15 protein-coding genes are annotated in these 18350 nt (G+C 34.1%); 5 read left to right on the forward strand and 10 right to left on the reverse strand.

Annotation, left to right across the window (positions count from 1 at the left end; all coding sequences use genetic code 11):
* The 3 genes from EG358_RS11660 (at position 1) to EG358_RS11670 (ending at position 3346) form a co-directional block, all read left to right on the forward strand.
* Positions 1–525 carry an endonuclease V gene (locus EG358_RS11660; RefSeq protein ID WP_076558256.1) on the forward strand — a complete coding sequence of 175 codons (525 nt, stop codon included), beginning with the start codon at positions 1–3 and terminating at the stop codon, positions 523–525.
* Positions 526–737: 212 nt separating this feature from the next.
* Positions 738–1217 carry a hypothetical protein gene (locus tag EG358_RS11665; RefSeq protein ID WP_076558258.1) on the forward strand — a complete coding sequence of 160 codons (480 nt, stop codon included), beginning with the start codon at positions 738–740 and terminating at the stop codon, positions 1215–1217.
* A 320-nt stretch (positions 1218–1537) separates the two neighbouring features.
* Positions 1538–3346 (forward strand): T9SS type A sorting domain-containing protein, encoded by a 1809-nt coding sequence (locus EG358_RS11670; RefSeq protein ID WP_083676987.1) that lies wholly within the window; start codon positions 1538–1540, stop codon positions 3344–3346.
* A gap of 52 nt (positions 3347–3398) precedes the next feature.
* Here the strand turns inward: EG358_RS11670 and uvrA are convergent, their stop codons facing one another.
* On the reverse strand, positions 3399–6185 hold the full coding sequence (gene uvrA / locus EG358_RS11675) for an excinuclease ABC subunit UvrA (RefSeq protein ID WP_076558262.1): 2787 nt from the start codon (positions 6183–6185) through the stop codon (positions 3399–3401).
* A gap of 391 nt (positions 6186–6576) precedes the next feature.
* Here uvrA and EG358_RS11680 point away from each other — a divergent pair, with 391 nt between their 5' ends.
* Complete coding sequence (locus tag EG358_RS11680; protein WP_076558264.1) at positions 6577–8388, forward strand: TonB-dependent receptor plug domain-containing protein; 1812 nt, start codon at positions 6577–6579, stop codon at positions 8386–8388.
* Positions 8389–8440: 52 nt separating this feature from the next.
* On the forward strand, positions 8441–9157 hold the full coding sequence (locus EG358_RS11685) for a DUF2490 domain-containing protein (RefSeq protein ID WP_076558266.1): 717 nt from the start codon (positions 8441–8443) through the stop codon (positions 9155–9157).
* Between the two features lie 3 nt (positions 9158–9160).
* Here the strand turns inward: EG358_RS11685 and EG358_RS11690 are convergent, their stop codons facing one another.
* From EG358_RS11690 to EG358_RS11730, 9 genes are all read right to left on the reverse strand, one after another.
* A complete protein-coding gene (locus EG358_RS11690; RefSeq protein WP_076558268.1) occupies positions 9161–9607 on the reverse strand; it encodes a phosphohydrolase in 447 nt (148 codons plus the stop codon).
* A 96-nt stretch (positions 9608–9703) separates the two neighbouring features.
* Positions 9704–10009: a hypothetical protein gene (locus tag EG358_RS11695; RefSeq protein ID WP_076558270.1), complete on the reverse strand. Its 306-nt coding sequence runs from the start codon at positions 10007–10009 to the stop codon at positions 9704–9706.
* A gap of 199 nt (positions 10010–10208) precedes the next feature.
* Entirely contained in the window at positions 10209–11987 is a 1779-nt protein-coding gene (locus EG358_RS11700) for an acyl-CoA dehydrogenase family protein (RefSeq protein WP_076558273.1), read from the reverse strand.
* Positions 11988–12036: 49 nt separating this feature from the next.
* The gene (locus EG358_RS11705; protein ID WP_076558275.1) at positions 12037–12393 is read right to left on the reverse strand and encodes a four helix bundle protein; all 357 of its coding nucleotides are present in this window, start codon (positions 12391–12393) and stop codon (positions 12037–12039) included.
* A gap of 35 nt (positions 12394–12428) precedes the next feature.
* Entirely contained in the window at positions 12429–13607 is a 1179-nt protein-coding gene (locus tag EG358_RS11710; RefSeq protein ID WP_076558277.1) for a thiolase family protein, read from the reverse strand.
* A 106-nt stretch (positions 13608–13713) separates the two neighbouring features.
* A complete protein-coding gene (gene tnpA, locus EG358_RS11715) occupies positions 13714–14178 on the reverse strand; it encodes an IS200/IS605 family transposase (RefSeq protein WP_076558279.1) in 465 nt (154 codons plus the stop codon).
* 83 nt (positions 14179–14261) lie between these two features.
* On the reverse strand, positions 14262–16655 hold the full coding sequence (locus EG358_RS11720) for a 3-hydroxyacyl-CoA dehydrogenase/enoyl-CoA hydratase family protein (RefSeq protein WP_076558281.1): 2394 nt from the start codon (positions 16653–16655) through the stop codon (positions 14262–14264).
* Positions 16656–16725: 70 nt separating this feature from the next.
* Positions 16726–17175 carry a MarR family winged helix-turn-helix transcriptional regulator gene (locus EG358_RS11725; RefSeq protein ID WP_076558283.1) on the reverse strand — a complete coding sequence of 150 codons (450 nt, stop codon included), beginning with the start codon at positions 17173–17175 and terminating at the stop codon, positions 16726–16728.
* Between the two features lie 166 nt (positions 17176–17341).
* Positions 17342–18265 carry an ABC transporter ATP-binding protein gene (locus tag EG358_RS11730; protein WP_076558285.1) on the reverse strand — a complete coding sequence of 308 codons (924 nt, stop codon included), beginning with the start codon at positions 18263–18265 and terminating at the stop codon, positions 17342–17344.
* Positions 18266–18350 lie beyond the last annotated feature (85 nt).

The following is an 18350-nucleotide window of genomic DNA, read 5'->3' on the forward strand; positions in this document are numbered from 1 at the left end:
ATGATTTACGCATTCGACACTTTTTATTATCCAGACTATGCAAAAACAGTCTGCATTGCCTTTGAACAATGGGATTCTGAAACTGAAAGTTTTATCTATTCAGAAAATACCGAAATCAGTTCCGATTACGAAAGCGGAGCTTTTTACAAAAGAGAATTACCCTGTATTTTAAGTTTGATAAAGAAAATTGGTTTAAAAGATGGTGATCTCATCATCGTTGATGGCTATGTAACATTAGATAACAATGGAAAAATAGGGTTGGGCGGCTATCTTTATGAATCTCTAGATAAGAAATGTCCAGTCATTGGTATTGCCAAAAATAAATTTGCAAGCGAAGATAATATGAGAAAAACTATTTTTCGCGGAGAAAGCAAAACACCTTTATTTCTTACTGCCAAAGGAATTGATGCAGATAAAACCAAAATTAAGATTGAAAATATGCACGGAGCTTATAGAATACCAACATTATTGAAAAAGCTTGATCAGCTAACAAGAGAGAAGGTTAAACTAAATACAATAAGCTGATAAAAGTCAGGGTGATATTATTTATATTTATTCTAAATAAATATAAATTTGCTTTGAAATTAAAACAGATTTAAAAGTATTAAAAACAGTTCATATCCATATTAATTTTTCATTTTTCAAGAACCGATAAGACTGACTTGTCGGTTTTTATTTTATTTGTCAGTGATTTATTAATTTAAATTTTTACATTTGAGAGTAATAAACACAAACACATGAAAAAAATTATACTTTTAGCTGCGATAAGCAGTTCACTTTTTGCATTATCTCAAAAAAATTACACAAAAATCAGCAGTTCAAAAGTCAGTGCAGAAAGAGTAAATGTGAGTGAAAATTTCATTAACGCATATTATAAAAAATGTGAGAATAAAGACTACTCCGGATTCAGCAATTTTATTTTGGATAAAAGATTTGAGAGAAGATTTTATCCCGAATTTGAAGAGAATTGCGAAGAATCAATCAGAGAGTATGGGAAGATTATCTCACAAAAATTTAATTCTGCTTACATTTACGATTACACAAAAAAAACAGATCCTGTAGAGCTGATCATTTTCGAAGGAAATTTTGAAAATTCAAAAGATGTACAATTTATAAGTGTATGGATTTACCGTGACCAAAACGTTATTTACGGAATATTGATTTCTAAAGAAAAGCCTTTTGGGAAATTTAAACCAAAGAAAGAACCCACTCTTTAGAAGTGGATTCAATAGATAAATACATCTCATTTTTTTAATTAAACAACAACAAAAAAGCACAGCCGACGATGCTGTGCTTAAATTTTTATTTCAAATTTAATTGCGATTTCGAAGTTGAAAAAGGCAAAAAAAAGATTCATTTCATTTTTATTACATAGTAAATTTAGTAATTATTTTCATACGCTATATGAATTTAATGTTAAAATTCACCAGTTATCCACATTTTTTTGTGGATAAGATAATACTTTATTTCAGTCACTTATCAATTAAACATATTTTAATTAAAATAACTATATTGCCGGTGAATTAAATAACACACCATGATATCAAAATCACTCCTATTAATGGCGTTAAGCACGCTTTCTATATTTTATAATGCACAGTCATTTCCTTATGAACGTACCTGGGGAACCTATGTTGGAGGTACAGGCACTTATCTCAGTGACTTTAGTTTAAATGGGAATGCATTTTTTATTGACCCTCAACAAAATATTCTTGTCAATGGGCAAACATCATATCAAAACAGTTATACCTCATCTTATTATAATCAATTCGTAACCGGAGGTGGTAATACAATTATTGCTGGTCAACAGAATTTCTATTCGGCAAAAATTTCTCCCACTGGCCAAATGATTAAAGGGAGTTATGATGGTATTGCAAATAGTTTTGAACAAATTGTTGGAGTCGATAGCTCTGAAAACATGTACGTATTGAAAAATTATCCTACACAAGTACCAAATTTAGCTACATCGGGAGCCTGGCTAAGTCAAAATGTAAACACTGCAACGAGCCACACATTTACACTTACAAAATATAATTCGTCCCATAATGTAGTCTGGACTACCTATGTACCAAGCAATACAATGAGTATAAGGTTTGATGACAATCAAAATATCTATGTACTGGGAAGAATACGATATGACCTGCCCGGATTAGCAACACCCGGTGCATTTCAGGAAAATTTTATTCCTTACTACGCAGGAGGAATGATTCAGGACAATTCTTATCTTGTAAAACTTAATTCTTCAGGACAGAAAGTATGGGGTACATTTTCTACTCCCGGAATTTTTGATTTTAAATGGTTTAACAATGATTTATATCTTGTAGCAGCGTATGCGCAGAACATGACTGGTAATTTTACGAATCCGGGGACATTTCAACCCACTACAACGTCGGATAATTTAATCTTTAAATTTGATGCAAATACCGGCCAGAAAATCTGGGGTACTTTTTATGGTACTCCAATTAATCCTACTTTATTTACCGGGCATGGCATCAGTGCAATTGAAGTTAATTCTACCGGAATCTACGTAAGTGGGCAGAATGAAGACGATGCTCATCCCAATTACTTTGCAACTACAGGTGCTTACAAAAATCAACTTACAAATAGTGACTTATTTCTTTCTAAATTCGATTTTACCGGAAACAGAGTTTGGAGTACCTATTTTGGAAGTACGGGATACGATGTCATGTTTGGAACAAGTAATTTAACTGTTTTGGGGAATCGAATAATCATAACCGGAAGCCATTACGGAGCTACAAGCAATATATCAACACCGGGAGCATTTCTCACAGCCGCACCCAACACTTCTTCAGGACTTACAAATATGTATTTTGCTGAGTTTGATTCTGACGGTAACAGAATTTGGGCATCCTACTATGGTGGAAGTGGGAGTAATCAATTAGGTGAGTATCTCAATGCAAAATTTATGAATAATGGTTCATTGCTGTTATGGGGATTCACAGGTTCACCAACAGGTATTGGAACAGAAGGTGTGACATATCAATATATGACCGATCCTTATCCGAATACACCATTTGGATTTGTAGCTAAATTCAGTCTGAAAGATGGATTATCAACTTCAGAATTAACCAGGCAAAGTGAACTTCAACTTTACGATAATCCGAATAATGGTAACTTCTATTTATCAGGAAAGGCTTTAGAAAAACAAAATACGATTGTAAAAATATTTGATATGTCCGGAAAATTATTGAATACTCAAAATCTAAATAAAAATAAAACACATTATCTACAGATGCACGGTAAGCTAAGTATCGGAAACTATTTGGTAGAAGTAGATACCGAGAACGCAGAAAAACTAAAAGTCTTTAAAATGACCGTTAAATAAAATAAAAGGAAGCATAATCTGCTTCCTTTTTTATTTATATAAATATTAATTACTACAATTTCTCAGCAATATACTTTGCGGTATGCGATTTCTTATTCTTTGCCAAAGCTTCCGGAGTTCCTGCAAAGACAACTTCGCCACCATATTTTCCGGCTTCAGGGCCGATATCTATAATATGATCTGCACATTTCATAATATCAGGTTGATGCTCAATGACAATCACAGAATGCCCAAGATCTATTAAAGCCTGTAAAGATTTTAATAATTTTTGAATATCATGGAAATGCAATCCGGTAGAAGGCTCATCAAAAACAAATAAAGTTTTGTCTGTCGTTACACCTTTTACCAGGAAAGAAGCCAGTTTTACACGCTGCGCTTCACCTCCAGAAAGAGTAGAAGAGCTTTGCCCAAGCTGTAAATATCCCAAACCAACGTCCTGTAACGGAGTCAATTTTGTAACGATTTTATCTTCTTTATTCTCTCTGAAAAAATCTAATGCTTCATCAACGGTCATGTGAAGGATATCAGAAATATTTTTCTCATCGAATTTTACTTCTAAAACTTCATTTTTAAAACGTGTTCCTTTACAGGTTTCACATTCTAGCTCGATATCTGCCATAAACTGCATCGAAACACTGATGATACCTTCACCTTTACAATCATCACATCTTCCGCCATCCACATTAAAAGAAAAATGTTTGGGCTTGTAACCCATCATTTTGGCACTTTTCTGCTTAGAAAACAGATCACGAATATCATCATACGCTTTCAGATACGTTACAGGATTTGAACGGGACGATTTTCCGATAGGATTTTGGTCAATTAATTCAATATGCTTGATTAACTTTTTCGGAAACTCTACAGAATCATAATCACCCTTTTTTCCGCCCATTCCTAACTGGATCTGAATATCATTCGTCAGAATCTCTTTCATCAAAGTAGATTTTCCACTTCCTGAAACTCCAGAAATAACGACTAAACTTTCTAAAGGAATATCTACGTCTATATTTTTCAGATTATTGGATCTTGCTCCTTTAATATGAATGAATTCTTTTGCTTTTCTGCGCTTTTCCGGAACTTTTATTTCCAGTCTTCCGGTAAGGTATTTTGAAGTCAGTGTATCGGCATCTTTCAATGCTGCGTAATCACCTGCAAAAACAAGTTCACCGCCTAAATATCCAGCTTCCGGGCCAATATCAATAATATAGTCTGCCGCTTTCATGACATCTTCATCATGTTCTACAACGATTACTGTATTACCTATATCTCGAAGATTTTTTAAAACTTCAATTAAATTTTCTGTATCTCTGGAATGCAGTCCGATGGAAGGTTCGTCTAAAATATAGATAGATCCCACCAAAGAACTTCCCAGACTTGTAGCCAAATTAATTCTCTGGCTTTCACCGCCGGAAAGCGTATTTGAAGTTCGGTTAATCGTTAAATAACCCAAACCGACTTTTAGTAAAAATTCTAATCGGGTTGTGATTTCATATAACAACCTTTTAGCAATTTCTTTATCATGTTCCGAAAGTTTTAAAGCTTGCATCAATGGTAAAAGTTCATCCAAAGGAAGCTCAATCGTCGACTGAATGTTGTTTCCGTCGATTTTCACCCAGCTTGTCTCTTCACGCAAACGCAAACCTTCACAAGTCGGGCAAAGGGTTTTACCACGATAACGGGACAACATTACACGATACTGAATTTTATATAAATTCTCTTCAAGCATTTTGAAGAAGTTATTCAGAGAAGGGAAGGTGCTCTTACCGTCACCTTTCCAAAGATAATTTTTCTGTTCTTTGGTTAACTGATGATAAGGTTTATGAATAGGGAAATCTTTCGCTTTTTTAATGAAATCTTTTTTCCATTCGCTCATCGTTTCTCCTTTCCAGGAAGCAACAGCATCTTCAAAAACCGATAAAGCTTTGTTGGGAATAACAAGATCTTCATCAATTCCGATCACCTTTCCGTATCCTTCACAAGTCGGGCAAGCACCAAAAGGATTATTAAAACTAAAAAAATGAACATTCGGCTCAAGAAATTCTATTCCGTCGAGCTCAAATTTATTTGAAAAGTTTTTTACGGTTCCTGTTTCTGTATTTTTTAAGGCACAATAACCGTGACCTTCATAAAACGCCATCTGAATAGAATCTGCCAAACGCTGAAGGAAACTTTCATCTTCTTCATACGAAAACCGGTCGATCACCAAATTGATTTCCATTCCTTTTTCGGGAGTGAAACCGAAACTTTCAAGATCTTCAATTCCGGCAAGATTTCCGTTGACTTCTAATCTTGTGAATCCAGCAAGTTTTAGAACATTTAAAGTATCTGTAAAACTTTCAACATCAAAATTCAGCGGAGCCGTCAGTAAAAACGGAACATTATTTTCAGAACTTTTAATGTACTCTATCACATCGGTCACCGAGTCTTTTTTCACTTCTTCACCCGAAACCGGAGAAAAAGTTTTACCAATTCTTGCAAAAAGAAGCTTCATATAATCGTAAATCTCAGTAGAAGTTCCTACCGTAGACCGCGGATTTGAAGAAATTACTTTCTGCTGAATAGCGATTGAAGGCGCCAAACCTTTGATATCATCAACTTTTGGTTTCTCTAATTTACCTAAAAACTGACGTGCATACGAACTCAGACTTTCTACATATCTTCTCTGTCCTTCAGCATAAATCGTATCAAAAGCCAGTGAAGATTTTCCGCTTCCGGACACTCCCGTTATGACGATGAGTTTATTTTTTGGGATTAAAACATCAATGTGTTTCAGGTTGTTAAGGTGTGAATTTTTAACGAAAACCTGTTTTTTTATATCTATTTCTGTTGTTGAAGCCATAGTAAAATTAAGACTAACAAAAATACGAATTTTTGCTGAATTTTTTAAAAAGAATTAATGCGTAACACTTTATTAATTTGGGGATGAATAATTTAATTCTCGATAACATTTAATATCATATTTCTAACAGAAAATTAGCCTCAAAATATTTCATTTTTTTAACGTCAAGTATTGCTTTGTAAATATTTTTCGTGTAAAATTGCAGCATAAATAGTAATAAATATGATACAGCTTTTCAAACATTTTATTACACATTTAATGAAAAAAAGATAAAAAGTTACAAGAACTGGAAGATGCATTATTGATGCATCTTTTTTTATGATATGTATCATTTTTTGGTCTTGCCAAAGTCTCCTATTTTTGGGAACTTCAATATAAACTAAGAAATATTATGAATAAGAAGTTCGGAACTGTATTTTTTCTTGCCTCGTTTTGCGCATTAAACGCACAGGTGAAAACTTCAGATATTGATTCTGTTGAGATTCAGGGGAAATTTATTGCGACCACTTACAAAAATGCAAATCAAAATATTTCTATAATTACAAGGGATGAAATCCTCAACTCTCCGGCAGCAAGTATTGATGAAATTCTTCAGCAAATTCCCGGAATGGATATCAGAAGGAGAGGAGCGAATGGAGTGCAGAGCGATGTGGGCTTCAGAGGGAGTAATTTTGAACAAGTTTTAATCCTCATCAACGGAATCAGGATGAATGACTCACAAACCGGTCACAATTCTCTGAACGTTCCTGTTGATTTGGATAATGTTGAAAGAATAGAAGTTATCAAAGGGCCTTCTGCGAGAAGATTCGGGCAAAATGCTTATGCCGGAGCAATCAATATCATTACAAAAACTCAGATTGGTAAAAATGTGAAAATCAGCGCCAATGCTGGAGATTATGAAACATATGGCCTTGGATTTAATGCCAGTCTTGGAAACGAAAAGTTTTCAAATTCATTACAGGCAAATTCAAATTCTTCGCAAGGCTACAGACATAATACTGATTTTGAAATAAGAAATGTATTTTATCAAAATCAGTTGAAAATAAAAAATGGAGACATCAGCTTACAGGCTGGTTTTTCTGAAAAGAAATTTGGTGCCAACGGATTTTATTCTTCGCCACAAGCAACTGAGCAATATGAAGAACTTCAGGCTTCTATTTTAAGTGTTGCCCATCAGCAAACTTTCGGAAAATTAAAACTTAATTCTAATGTTTATTGGAGAAGAGGCCAGGATATGTATCTGTTTAACAGAGAAAAACCTGAAATCTACAGGAATATGCACATCGGAAATAATATAGGCGGAGAAGTTAATTCAAGCTACCAATCAAGTTTAGGAACTACAGGTTTGGGTGTAGAATTAAGAAAAGAATTCTTAGCAAGCAATAATCTAGGTGACAGAGAACGTTTTGTAACGCAGGTTTTCTTTGAGCATCATTTTTCGTTTTTTGATAAAAAATTAAACATCAGCCCGGGAGCTTCCTGGGCAAATTATTCTACCAATGGTAACTTCTTTTACCCTGGTTTAGACGTTGGTTATACATTCTATCAGAATAATAAAGTTTTTGGAAGTATCTCAAAAGTTCATCGAGTTCCTACTTTTACAGATCTTTATTATACAAGTAAAACAGAACAGGGAAATCCAAATCTTTTACCTGAAAATGCAGTTTATGCGGAAATTGGTTATCAATATCAAAACAAAGGTATTTTAGCGAAATTCAGTGGTTTCTATAGAGATTCTAATGATGCTATTGACTGGATTAAAAATTCTCTGAAAGACCCGGTTTGGTATTCACGAAATATAGGAAATAAAGAAACGAAAGGGATTGAAGTAGAAATCGATCATAAAGTTTTCGATTGGATGAAATATACTTTGGGGTACACGTATATCGATAATCAATTGAAAGATTTAAATGACTTAAACTCCCGTTATGCATTAGATAATCTGAAACATCAGTTTGTTGCAAAGCTTCAGACAAAATTCCTTAAACATTTCACCAACGAATTGGTTTACAGATATAATGATAGAGTTAATTTGGGAAGCTATCATTTGTTGGACGAAAAATTAAGCTTTAATAAAAAAGACTTTTCAGTATATGCATTAATCAATAATGTGACCGATACAGAATACACTGAAACTTTTGGAATACCTATGCCTCAAAGGTGGTTTCACATTGGTTTTTCTTACAATATTAATATTAAGTAAACTTAATATTACGGAATAGTTAAATAATATAATTTTGCAAAAATTTTTTTGGATGAAATTTATTTTAAGCCTTAGTTTACTTTTCAGTTTAAATATTTTAAAAGCACAGGAACATATCTCTGCTTTCAACGCTTTGACCTTAACTTATAAATTTCATCCAAAATTTTTCCTTTATGCTGAAGGACAGTTGAGAGGCATTGAAGACTATACTTATCCTGATTATTACGAAATAAAAGGAGGTTTGGGATATAACCTTACCAAAAATCATAAACCTTTTATCGGTTTAGGTCGATACGCAACTTATAAAGATCACGCAATTAATAAAGAAGAATTCCGTGTTTGGTTGCAGGATGTGATTGATTTCAAAAGTGGGGTGGTAAAATTTGAAAACAGATTTCGTGCAGAAAAATCATGGTTCTACGAGCCACAAACAGATAAAAATTCTGAAAGAATGCGCTACCGTTACCGTTTAAATGTTTCTGTACCTCTGAATGCTAAAAAAATTGCGCCGGGAACAGTCTTCGCAAATGTTTACGACGAAGTTTTTGTAGTTACACCCATGAAACCTTCATTTGCAAGAAACCGACTTTATGGCGGTTTTGGATATCAGATTGATGAAAATTTCGGTATTCTGGGCGGTTATTTATGGCAAAGAGAATTTGAAGCAAAGGGAAACAAAAACGTTCATTTTATTTACCTGGCTTTAAATATCAATATCGACGATACTGATAATGATAACAAAACGTATCATTTCCCGGGAGCAGATTAATAATTAATATTTCTCTGATAAATATCGGTACGCTTTCAAATATTTATTGAAACGGTGAATGTCTTTTGAAGTTAATTCCCGGTTTACCCTTCTCAAATCCATATTATCACGAAGATCATTAAGCTTTACGGCAACAGCAAGAGGTGATCTTTCGGTTCTTTTTACGAAATCATCGTAGACTTCTTCAGGATCAAATTTTGTAAGACAACTTACCGCAAAAAGTATATACTCGGGAAAACCTTCCGACCTCAAATATTCAAAACTGAATTCTTCGGGATGATCTTCTACAACATCATGTAAGACACCAACGATTTTTTCATCCATTGTTTTGCCATATTCCATGACCCGCATTACGTGAGCAATATAAGGCGCATGATACTTATCTTTCTGGCCTTTATGTGCTTTATCGGCAATTTTTATCGCTTTATTTAAAAGTTCTTCCTTTGTCATTCTTTTTTTGAAAAATAGAATACAAAAATATAAAACGTCTGAGATAAACTCAACGATTTTAATGAAATTTTATCAACAATTTCATTGATCTGATTACTATTTAGCTGCTAATTGCGGTGGTTTTACTGCATCAAATATATTTGGCATTCTATATAATGTCGTATTTTTCTTCGGAGCTTTTAAACTTGAATAAATCTCAGGATTTTTTGGCTTCGCTACGGGCATTTTGTACAATTTTGCAATAGCACTATCCAAATTTGTGATCTGCAGTAATGGAGTTTTCACAAATGGCTTTTCAATTTTTGGAAATTTTAGAGTATCATTTTTCAATAGTTTTCGAGATGAAACCTGTGCTGAAAATGATATTGAACTTAATAATGTAATTACTAATAATTTTTTCATTGTGTCAATTTTTATCAGATAAAATAATTTAAAGTTTACGGGATTAAATTTTAACCTATTATTATAAGACAACTGAAAACGTTTTAATATTACATTTTCTAAGAATTATTTAAAATTTGACTATCAATTTTATATTATTTAACAAAAAAAACGTCTCAAAAAATTGAGACGTTTTGAAAATCAAATTTATAGATAAAGACTAATAATGTCCTTTTTCAATATAATGTGCAGCAACCTTTTCAGTTAAAGCAACTACATTCGGACTGTTTGTATACTTTGTAAATCTTCTCAATCCTGAAAGCATCATTCTCTGCTCGTCACCTTCTGCAAAAGAAACAATTCCTTCTTTAGCAGCAGAAATAATTTTGTCAATCGCTTTGTAAAGGTTTAACTGAGCCATTGCAGCTTCCACAGAATCAGCAGAGAAATGTTTTTCAGCTCTTAAAATTGCAGATTCTGCCATGTAGATCTGGTTAAGAATTTCAGAAGCGTTTAATAATAAATGCTGCTGTTTCTCAATATCCATCATATATTTTTGAAGAGCAGCACCAGAAACCATTAAGAAAACTTTCTTAAGATTAGCAATTATTGCTTTTTCTTCACTCATAAATGCAGAATAATCAGGAACTTCAAATGAAGGAATTCCCATCAATTCTTTGCTGATCGCCATTGCAGGAGACAACAAATCTAATTCGCCTTTCATTGCTTTTTTGATCAACATTCCAACTGCCAAAAGACGGTTAATTTCGTTGGTTCCTTCATAAATTCTTCCAATTCTTGCATCTCTCCAAGCAGATTCCATTGGAGTATCTTCTGAGAATCCCATTCCACCATAAATCTGAATTCCTTCATCTGCTGTAACCTGAGTAAGATCAGACACAAAAACTTTAAGAATAGAAGCCTCAACAGCATACTCTTCAACACCTTTTAGTTCGGCTTGTTGATGATTCATCCCGCCAGCAACTAGTTCTTCGATTTTATCTTCAACATTTTTTGCTAAACGGTAAGAACCCGCCTCACTTACGAAAACTCCGGTCGACATCTCTGCAATTTTCTTTCTGATTGCTCCGAAAGTTGAGATAGAAACACCAAACTGTTTTCTTTCGTTTGAATACTGAATCGAATGATTCAGTATTCTTCTTTGTCCGTCAAGGTTTGCTGCAGCTAATTTAATTCTGCCAACATTCAATGCATTCAAAGCGATTTTGAAACCGTTGTTTCTTTCACCCAACATATTCTCAACAGGAATTTTCATGTCATTGAAGAAAACCTGACGCGTCGAAGACGAACGAATACCTAATTTGTGCTCTTCTTCACCAAAAGATAAGCTGTTTGGATCTTCTAATTCCGAACGGTTGATCACAAAACCTGTAATGTTTTTATCATCATCAATTTTCGCAAACAAAGTGAAAGTATCTGCAAAACCTGCATTTGAAATCCACATTTTTTGTCCGTTGATGATATAATGTTTTCCATCTTCTGACAATTTTGCTCTTGTTTTCCCTGAATTTGCATCAGAACCAGCATCCGGTTCAGTCAAACAATAAGCTCCGAATTTTGTTCCTGTAGCCAGATCCGGAAGGTATTTCTTTTTCAATTCTTCACTTCCGTAAAGTAGCGTCGGAAGCGTTCCGATTCCAGTATGTGCTCCATAAGCCGTTGCTAATGAACCATTTCCACCTGAAACATAATCACAAGCCAACATTGTGCTAACGAATCCCATTCCAAGACCACCATATTCTTCAGGAACAGTAATTCCAAGAAGTCCCATTTCACCTAACTTACGCATTGTTTCTTCAGTCAATGCATAATCTTTTTTCTCAAAACGATCGTGCTTCGGTACAACTTCTCTGTCAATAAATTCTTTCGCAGAATCACGCAGCATTTTTTGCTCTTCAGAAAGTTCTTCCAAAGAGAAGATTTCGTTTGCAGGAATTTCCTTAATTAGGAATTCTCCACCTTTTACTATATTGCTCATTATGTTTATTTTTAAATTGATTAAAGAATAAAGAGAAAAGAATAAAGACTTACAACTTTAAGTTTTTTTGAAAGCCAGAAATCATTCTCTGCAATTCTGTGATTTTATTTTCTATATTTTCTAGTTTAGACAAAACAAAATAACTTCTGTTTGAAGAAATTATAATTTGAGTTTGTAATTCGTAAAGAGAACCAAGACTTATTTCCAAAAATCGATTAAAATCTTTATTTGAACTTCTGCTTGAGCCTTCAGCAATGTTTGAAGCAACTGAAACAGAACACCTTCTAAGTTGAGACTTTAATCCAAATTCTTCATTTTTCGGGAAACTATCAGTAAGAATATAAGTATCATTAGCTAATTCAATAGCCAACTTCCAAATGTTTAGATTCTTAAAGTTATGTTTCATCTATTTCTTTTCTCTTTATTCTTTGTTCTTTTTATCTATAATAACTCAAAGATTGAAGCTGCTCCCTGTCCCGTTCCTACACACATAGAAACCATCCCATATTTGTTTCCGCGCTTTCTCATTTCGTCAAGAAGCTGAACTGTTAATTTTGTTCCTGTACATCCAAGTGGGTGTCCCAAAGCGATCGCTCCTCCATTTACATTCAGAATATCAGGATTTAAGTTTAATTCTTTCTTAATGGCAACAGATTGTGATGCGAATGCTTCGTTTAATTCAATTAGCTCAATATCTTTTAATTCTAAACCTGCTTGTTTCAAAGCTTTTGGAATCGCATAAATCGGTCCCATTCCCATAATTCTAGGCTCAAGACCTGCAGCTGCATAAGCAACTAATCTTGCTTCTGGTTCAAGGCCTAATTCTTTTACCATTTCTTCACTCATTACCATTACGAAAGCAGCTCCGTCACTCATTTGAGAAGAGTTTCCCGCAGTTACGCTTCCCCCGTTGGCAAAAACTGGTCTTAGTTTAGCCAAACCAGCTAAAGAAGTATCTGCTCTTGGACCTTCATCCACCGAAAAATCAAACTTCTTAGTCTGCATTTTTTGGTTTTCATCCAGGAAATTGTATTCAACAGGAATCGAAACAATCTGGTTGGCAAATTTACCTTCTGCATTAGCTTTTAAGGCCTTCATATGAGATTCAAAAGCGAACTGATCCTGTTCTTCTCTTGTGATATTATATTGTTTTGCAACTTCTTCTGCAGTGTAACCCATTCCCCAATAATAATCAGGGTTTGTTTTTGCAATTTCTGTTTCTGGAACAGGTTTGTAACCACCCATCGGGATGTAAGACATTGATTCTGTACCTCCTGCAATGATACAATCGGCCATTCCTGCCTGAATTTTTGCAGAAGCAATCGCAATCGCCTCACTTCCAGATGCACAATATCTGTTTACGGTAACGCCGGGGACTTTGTCTGTATTTAAGCCCATTAAAGAGATTAAACGAGCAACGTTTAATCCTTGTTCAGCTTCCGGCATTGCATTTCCTACGATAAGGTCATCAATTCTGTTTTTATCTAATTGCGGAAGTTCAGCCATTAATTTTTCAATTACGGTTGCCGCCATTACATCGGGTCTTGTAAATCTTAAACTTCCTTTTGGAGCTTTTCCAACGGCTGTTCTGAAACCCTTTACTATATATGCTTGTTTCATTTTGTTGTATTAATATTATTAGTTAAGAATTTTGCATTGTAGATGCAAACTGTTCATAGCTTTTGTTTGTATTTTGCAAATCAAGGAGCTCCGTAGGAGCGACCTGTTAATCTTCAATCCATTCAAATACATATTTCGGATCATATTCAATTTCAAATTTTTGCAAGAAATCAAAATATTCTTCTTTAAATGTTTTCTTTTTATGATGCTCTTCTTGGTTTAAAATATATTTTATCACCGAATCAACACTGCTTTTTGAATAAGAGAATGCACCATAACCTTCCTGCCAATTAAATTTTCCATTCATCCATCTTTTCTCATTAATGAATTTTGAAGAACCAGCTTTGATGTCTCTTACTAAGTCTGAAATTGAAATAACTGGACTCATACTTACAAGAATATGAACGTGATCCGGCATCGCAAACACAGCGAATAATTTTTGATTTCTATTGGAAACAATACCAGTAATAAATTTATGTAATTCTTCTCTGTTTTCTTTTGAAATCAGGTTTTGTCTACCTTTGACAGCGAAAACAATTTGAATATAAATTTGTGTGTATGTGTTTGCCATAGATTAACAGGTCGCCCCTACGAGGCTCGATGTTTTTAAAATTATTCGTTGCTATTAACAGTTCGCTCCTACGGAGCTCCTTATTAATTTCTCAACGGTTTTCCTTTCTGTAACATAAACTGAATTCTCTCCAAAGTTTTTCTTTCACCACAAAGCTGTAAGAAAGTTTCTCTCTCAAGATTCAATAAGTATTGTTCTGTTACAACAGTTGGTTCAGAAAGATTTCCACCTACCAAAACGTTGGCTAATTTATCTGCAATTTTCTTGTCGTGTTCAGAGATGAAGTTTCCGGTTAACATTTGGTCTGTTCCCACGTAGAACATTCCCAAAGCATCTTTACCCAATACTTTTACGGTTTGTTCGATAGGTTGTGTATAACCGTGTTCTGCTAAACTTTTCGCCATCATTTTTGCAGTCATAATCTGGCGTTTTTTATCAACTACAACTACATCTTTTCCTTTTTCTAAGATTCCCATATCGTAAGCTTCATAAGCAGAAGTGGCCACTTTTCCCATCGCAATATTCATGAAAGCTTCACGAAGTCTGTTATTTTTCACATCATCACTGTGGAATTCTCTTGAAGTTCTCAAAGCAAACTCTTTAGTTCCGCCACCGCCAGGAATTACACCAACTCCAGTTTCTACTAATCCGATGTAAGTTTCTGCAGCTGCAACCACTCTGTCGGCATGCATTGTCATTTCGCAACCACCACCAAGCGTCATTCCATGAGGAGCGACAACTACAGGAATAGAAGAGTAACGAACTCTCATCATCGATTTTTGGAAGTAAGCGATAGCCATATTCAAATCATCCCAATCCTGCTCAATCGCCATCATTAAAATCATTGCTAAATTCGCTCCAACAGAGAAATTCGTGCCTTGATTTCCAATCACCAATCCGTCGTATTCTTTTTCAGCTAAATCAATCGCTCTGTTTAATCCGTCCAAAACTTCACCTCCAAGAGAGTTCATTTTAGAACGGATTTCGAAGTTGATAATTCCATCGCCTAAATCTTCAATCGAAGCTCCCGAATTACTCCAAAGCGTTTTATTTTTTCTGATATTATCTAAAATAATGAAAGCATCCTGACCCGGAATTTTGTTGTATTCTCCTGAATTTTTATCAACGAAAATGCTTTGTCCTTCTTCATTTACTTTATAGAAAGATTCTACATTTTTAACCCAGTCTGCAACTTCATAACCGGCTTCTGTAGCCAATTCAATTCCTTTTTGAACGCCAACGGCATCCCAGATTTCAAAAGGACCATTTTCCCAACCGAAACCAGCTCTCATTGCATCGTCGATTTTGTACACTTCATCAGAAATTTCAGGAACTTTATGCGAAACATAAGCGAACAAAGCACCTAAAGATTTTCTGTAAAGCTCACCAGCTTTATCTTTTCCACCAATTAAGACTTTAAATCTGTCAATTGGTTTATCAATATTTTTAGTTAATTCTAAAGTTGGGAATGATGACTTTCCTTGAAGTTGGTATTCTAAAGTATCAAGATTTAATCCGTGAATTTCAGATTTTCCGTCTGCTCCTTTTACTTTTTTGTAGAAACCTTGCTCTGTTTTTGAACCCAACCATTTGTTATCAACCATTTTCTGGATGTAATCAGGCAGTGCAAAAACATTGTTGAAGTCATTCGCCTCAGCACCGCTGTTACGAACGCCGTTTGCAACCATTACCAAAGTATCTAAACCTACAACATCGGCAGTTCTGAACGTTGCAGATTTTGGACGACCGATAACCGGACCGGTTAATTTATCAACATCAGAAACATTTAAACCTAATTTCTGAACATTATGAAGCAAATCCATCATTGAGAAAACTCCGATTCTGTTGGCAATAAACGCAGGGGTATCTTTCGCTAAAACAGTCGTCTTACCTAAGAATTTTGCGCCATAGCTCATGTAGAAATCAATTATTTCCGGTGCAGTATCTTTTGTAGGGATAATTTCCAACAATGGAAGATATCTTACCGGATTGAAGAAGTGCGTTCCTGCAAAATAATGTTTGAAATCATCGCTTCTTCCTTCTACCAACATATTAATTGGAATTCCTGAAGTATTTGAAGAAACCAAAGTTCCCGGTTTTCTGAACTGTTCGATTTTTTCGTAAACTGATTTTTTAATGTCTAATTTTTCAACGACAACTTCAATAATCCAGTCTGTGTCTTTTATTTTAGCTAAATCATCATCAAAATTTCCAACCTTAATTCTATCTGCAAATTTCGGAGAATAGAGTAGAGCCGGACTTGATTTTTTCAGTTTTTCAAAGTTTTCTGAAGCAATTCTGTTACGAACAGCTTTGTCATCTTTGGTCAAACCTTTTTTCTGCTCGGCTTCATTCAATTCAAACGGAACAATATCGAGCAGTGAAACCTGCACGCCAATATTGGCAAAGTGTGCAGCAATACCGCTTCCCATAATTCCTGAACCTAATACCGTCACGTGTTTGATTCTTCTTTTCATTAATATTTATTTTAGTTATTATCGCTTAATTTAATTGGCTTTTAACCACCCTTCCAAAGCAGGGATTTTTTTATTTTCTATTATTCAAGTCGGCAGCAATTTTCATGATTTCACTCATTACTTCTTTGAAGGTTTCCAACTTATCGGGAGCAATTTTTTCCATTACTTTTTTATTGAAATTTACCACCACTTCTTTAGACATATTTCTTGAACTTAATCCTTTATCGGTAAGCTTAATGATGACTTCTCGTTTATCGGTAGTTGTTTTTTCTTTGTAGATATAGCCGTTGTCTTCAAGGAGTTTAATAATCCTTGTGAGGGAAGTTGGCTCGATGGCCATTTTGGGGCCTAAATTGGTACTTCTTGTACCTTCTTTGGGATCAATTTTTAATAAAGTTAAGGCTTGTACGGCAGTAGAATCGTGCTCTTGTGCGAGCTCAGTATACATTTTCGAAACAGCCAACCAAGTCTGTTTCAGAATGAGATCTACATTTTCTGTTTTCTCTTTATTGTTATCCATCATATTTTTTGCTTATCGGTTTTATCAAATGTAGTAAATATTATGCATGCATAGTATTAATTAATAATAAAATTTATTAATCAGTTGAATTACAGAATGTTAAAATGTATGATAAGCATAATACTATGCATGCATAGTATATAGAATAAACAATTAAAATAGCGTATTAATAAAGCTTTGAGATTAAATTAATGATTTCTTCAAAGGATTCGCATTTGTGCACTTCGTTTTTATATGAAATCTCCCAAAATGTGTTGTTATATTTAAATTGAAATAATGAAAGGTCTTTTTGAAAGTTTTTTTGCAGTAAAGAATACAGCATTTCTTTTTGAATTTCGGGTGAAATAATGGAAGGAGCCACAAAATTTTCATTCACCTGAAATAAAGATGCATTCGTCAACTCATCATGCTTCAGTAAAAGATCCTCAACAATTCCGGAAAATAGTTCTTGGTTTTTAACATACCAGATTTTATCGGCAAATTCTTTTGCCAAACGCCAGTCGTGTGATGAAAACAAAATCAGTTTATTTTGTTCTTTGGCAAGTTTTCGAAGTGTTTTTAGAATGATGATTTTATTTTTTTCATCCAAATGAGTTGTGGGTTCATCAAGAATAATAATAGGAGAATTCTGCGTTAATGCACGTCCAATAAATGCTTTTTGCAGATTTCCATCAGAAAGATTTTTTAAAGGAGTATTTTTATATTCATCTAAATCTAATTCTTTAATAATATCTGAAACCTCTTCCCGGTCTTCTTTTTTAAGCTCAAAATAAAAAGGATAATAAATATATTTCCCCAACGAAATTAAATCTTCAACTGTATAATTTTGCGGAATAATCGCTTTGGAAAAAACGATGGCAATGTTTTCGGCAATCTCTTTTACAGATAGATGTTTTACATTTTTATTGTTAATCGAAATTTCTCCATTCAGCAAAGAATTTTGATGAAGAATCGATTTAATTAAAGTAGTTTTTCCTACACCATTATTTCCAATCAACAAGCAAACGTCTCCTAAATTCAAAGATGCATTGGCATTTGAGATTAAGGTTTTATCGTAACCAATATTGGCTTGTTTTATTTGTAGGTGCATTTGTTGGTTTTTAATTTTCTGCAGATTTGACTTACTCGAACTTACGTTTCACAGATTTACACAGACTTTTATTTTTTCTCCTTGA

It is taken from the genome of Chryseobacterium indoltheticum (assembly GCF_003815915.1).
GTDB lineage: Bacteria > Bacteroidota > Bacteroidia > Flavobacteriales > Weeksellaceae > Chryseobacterium > Chryseobacterium indoltheticum.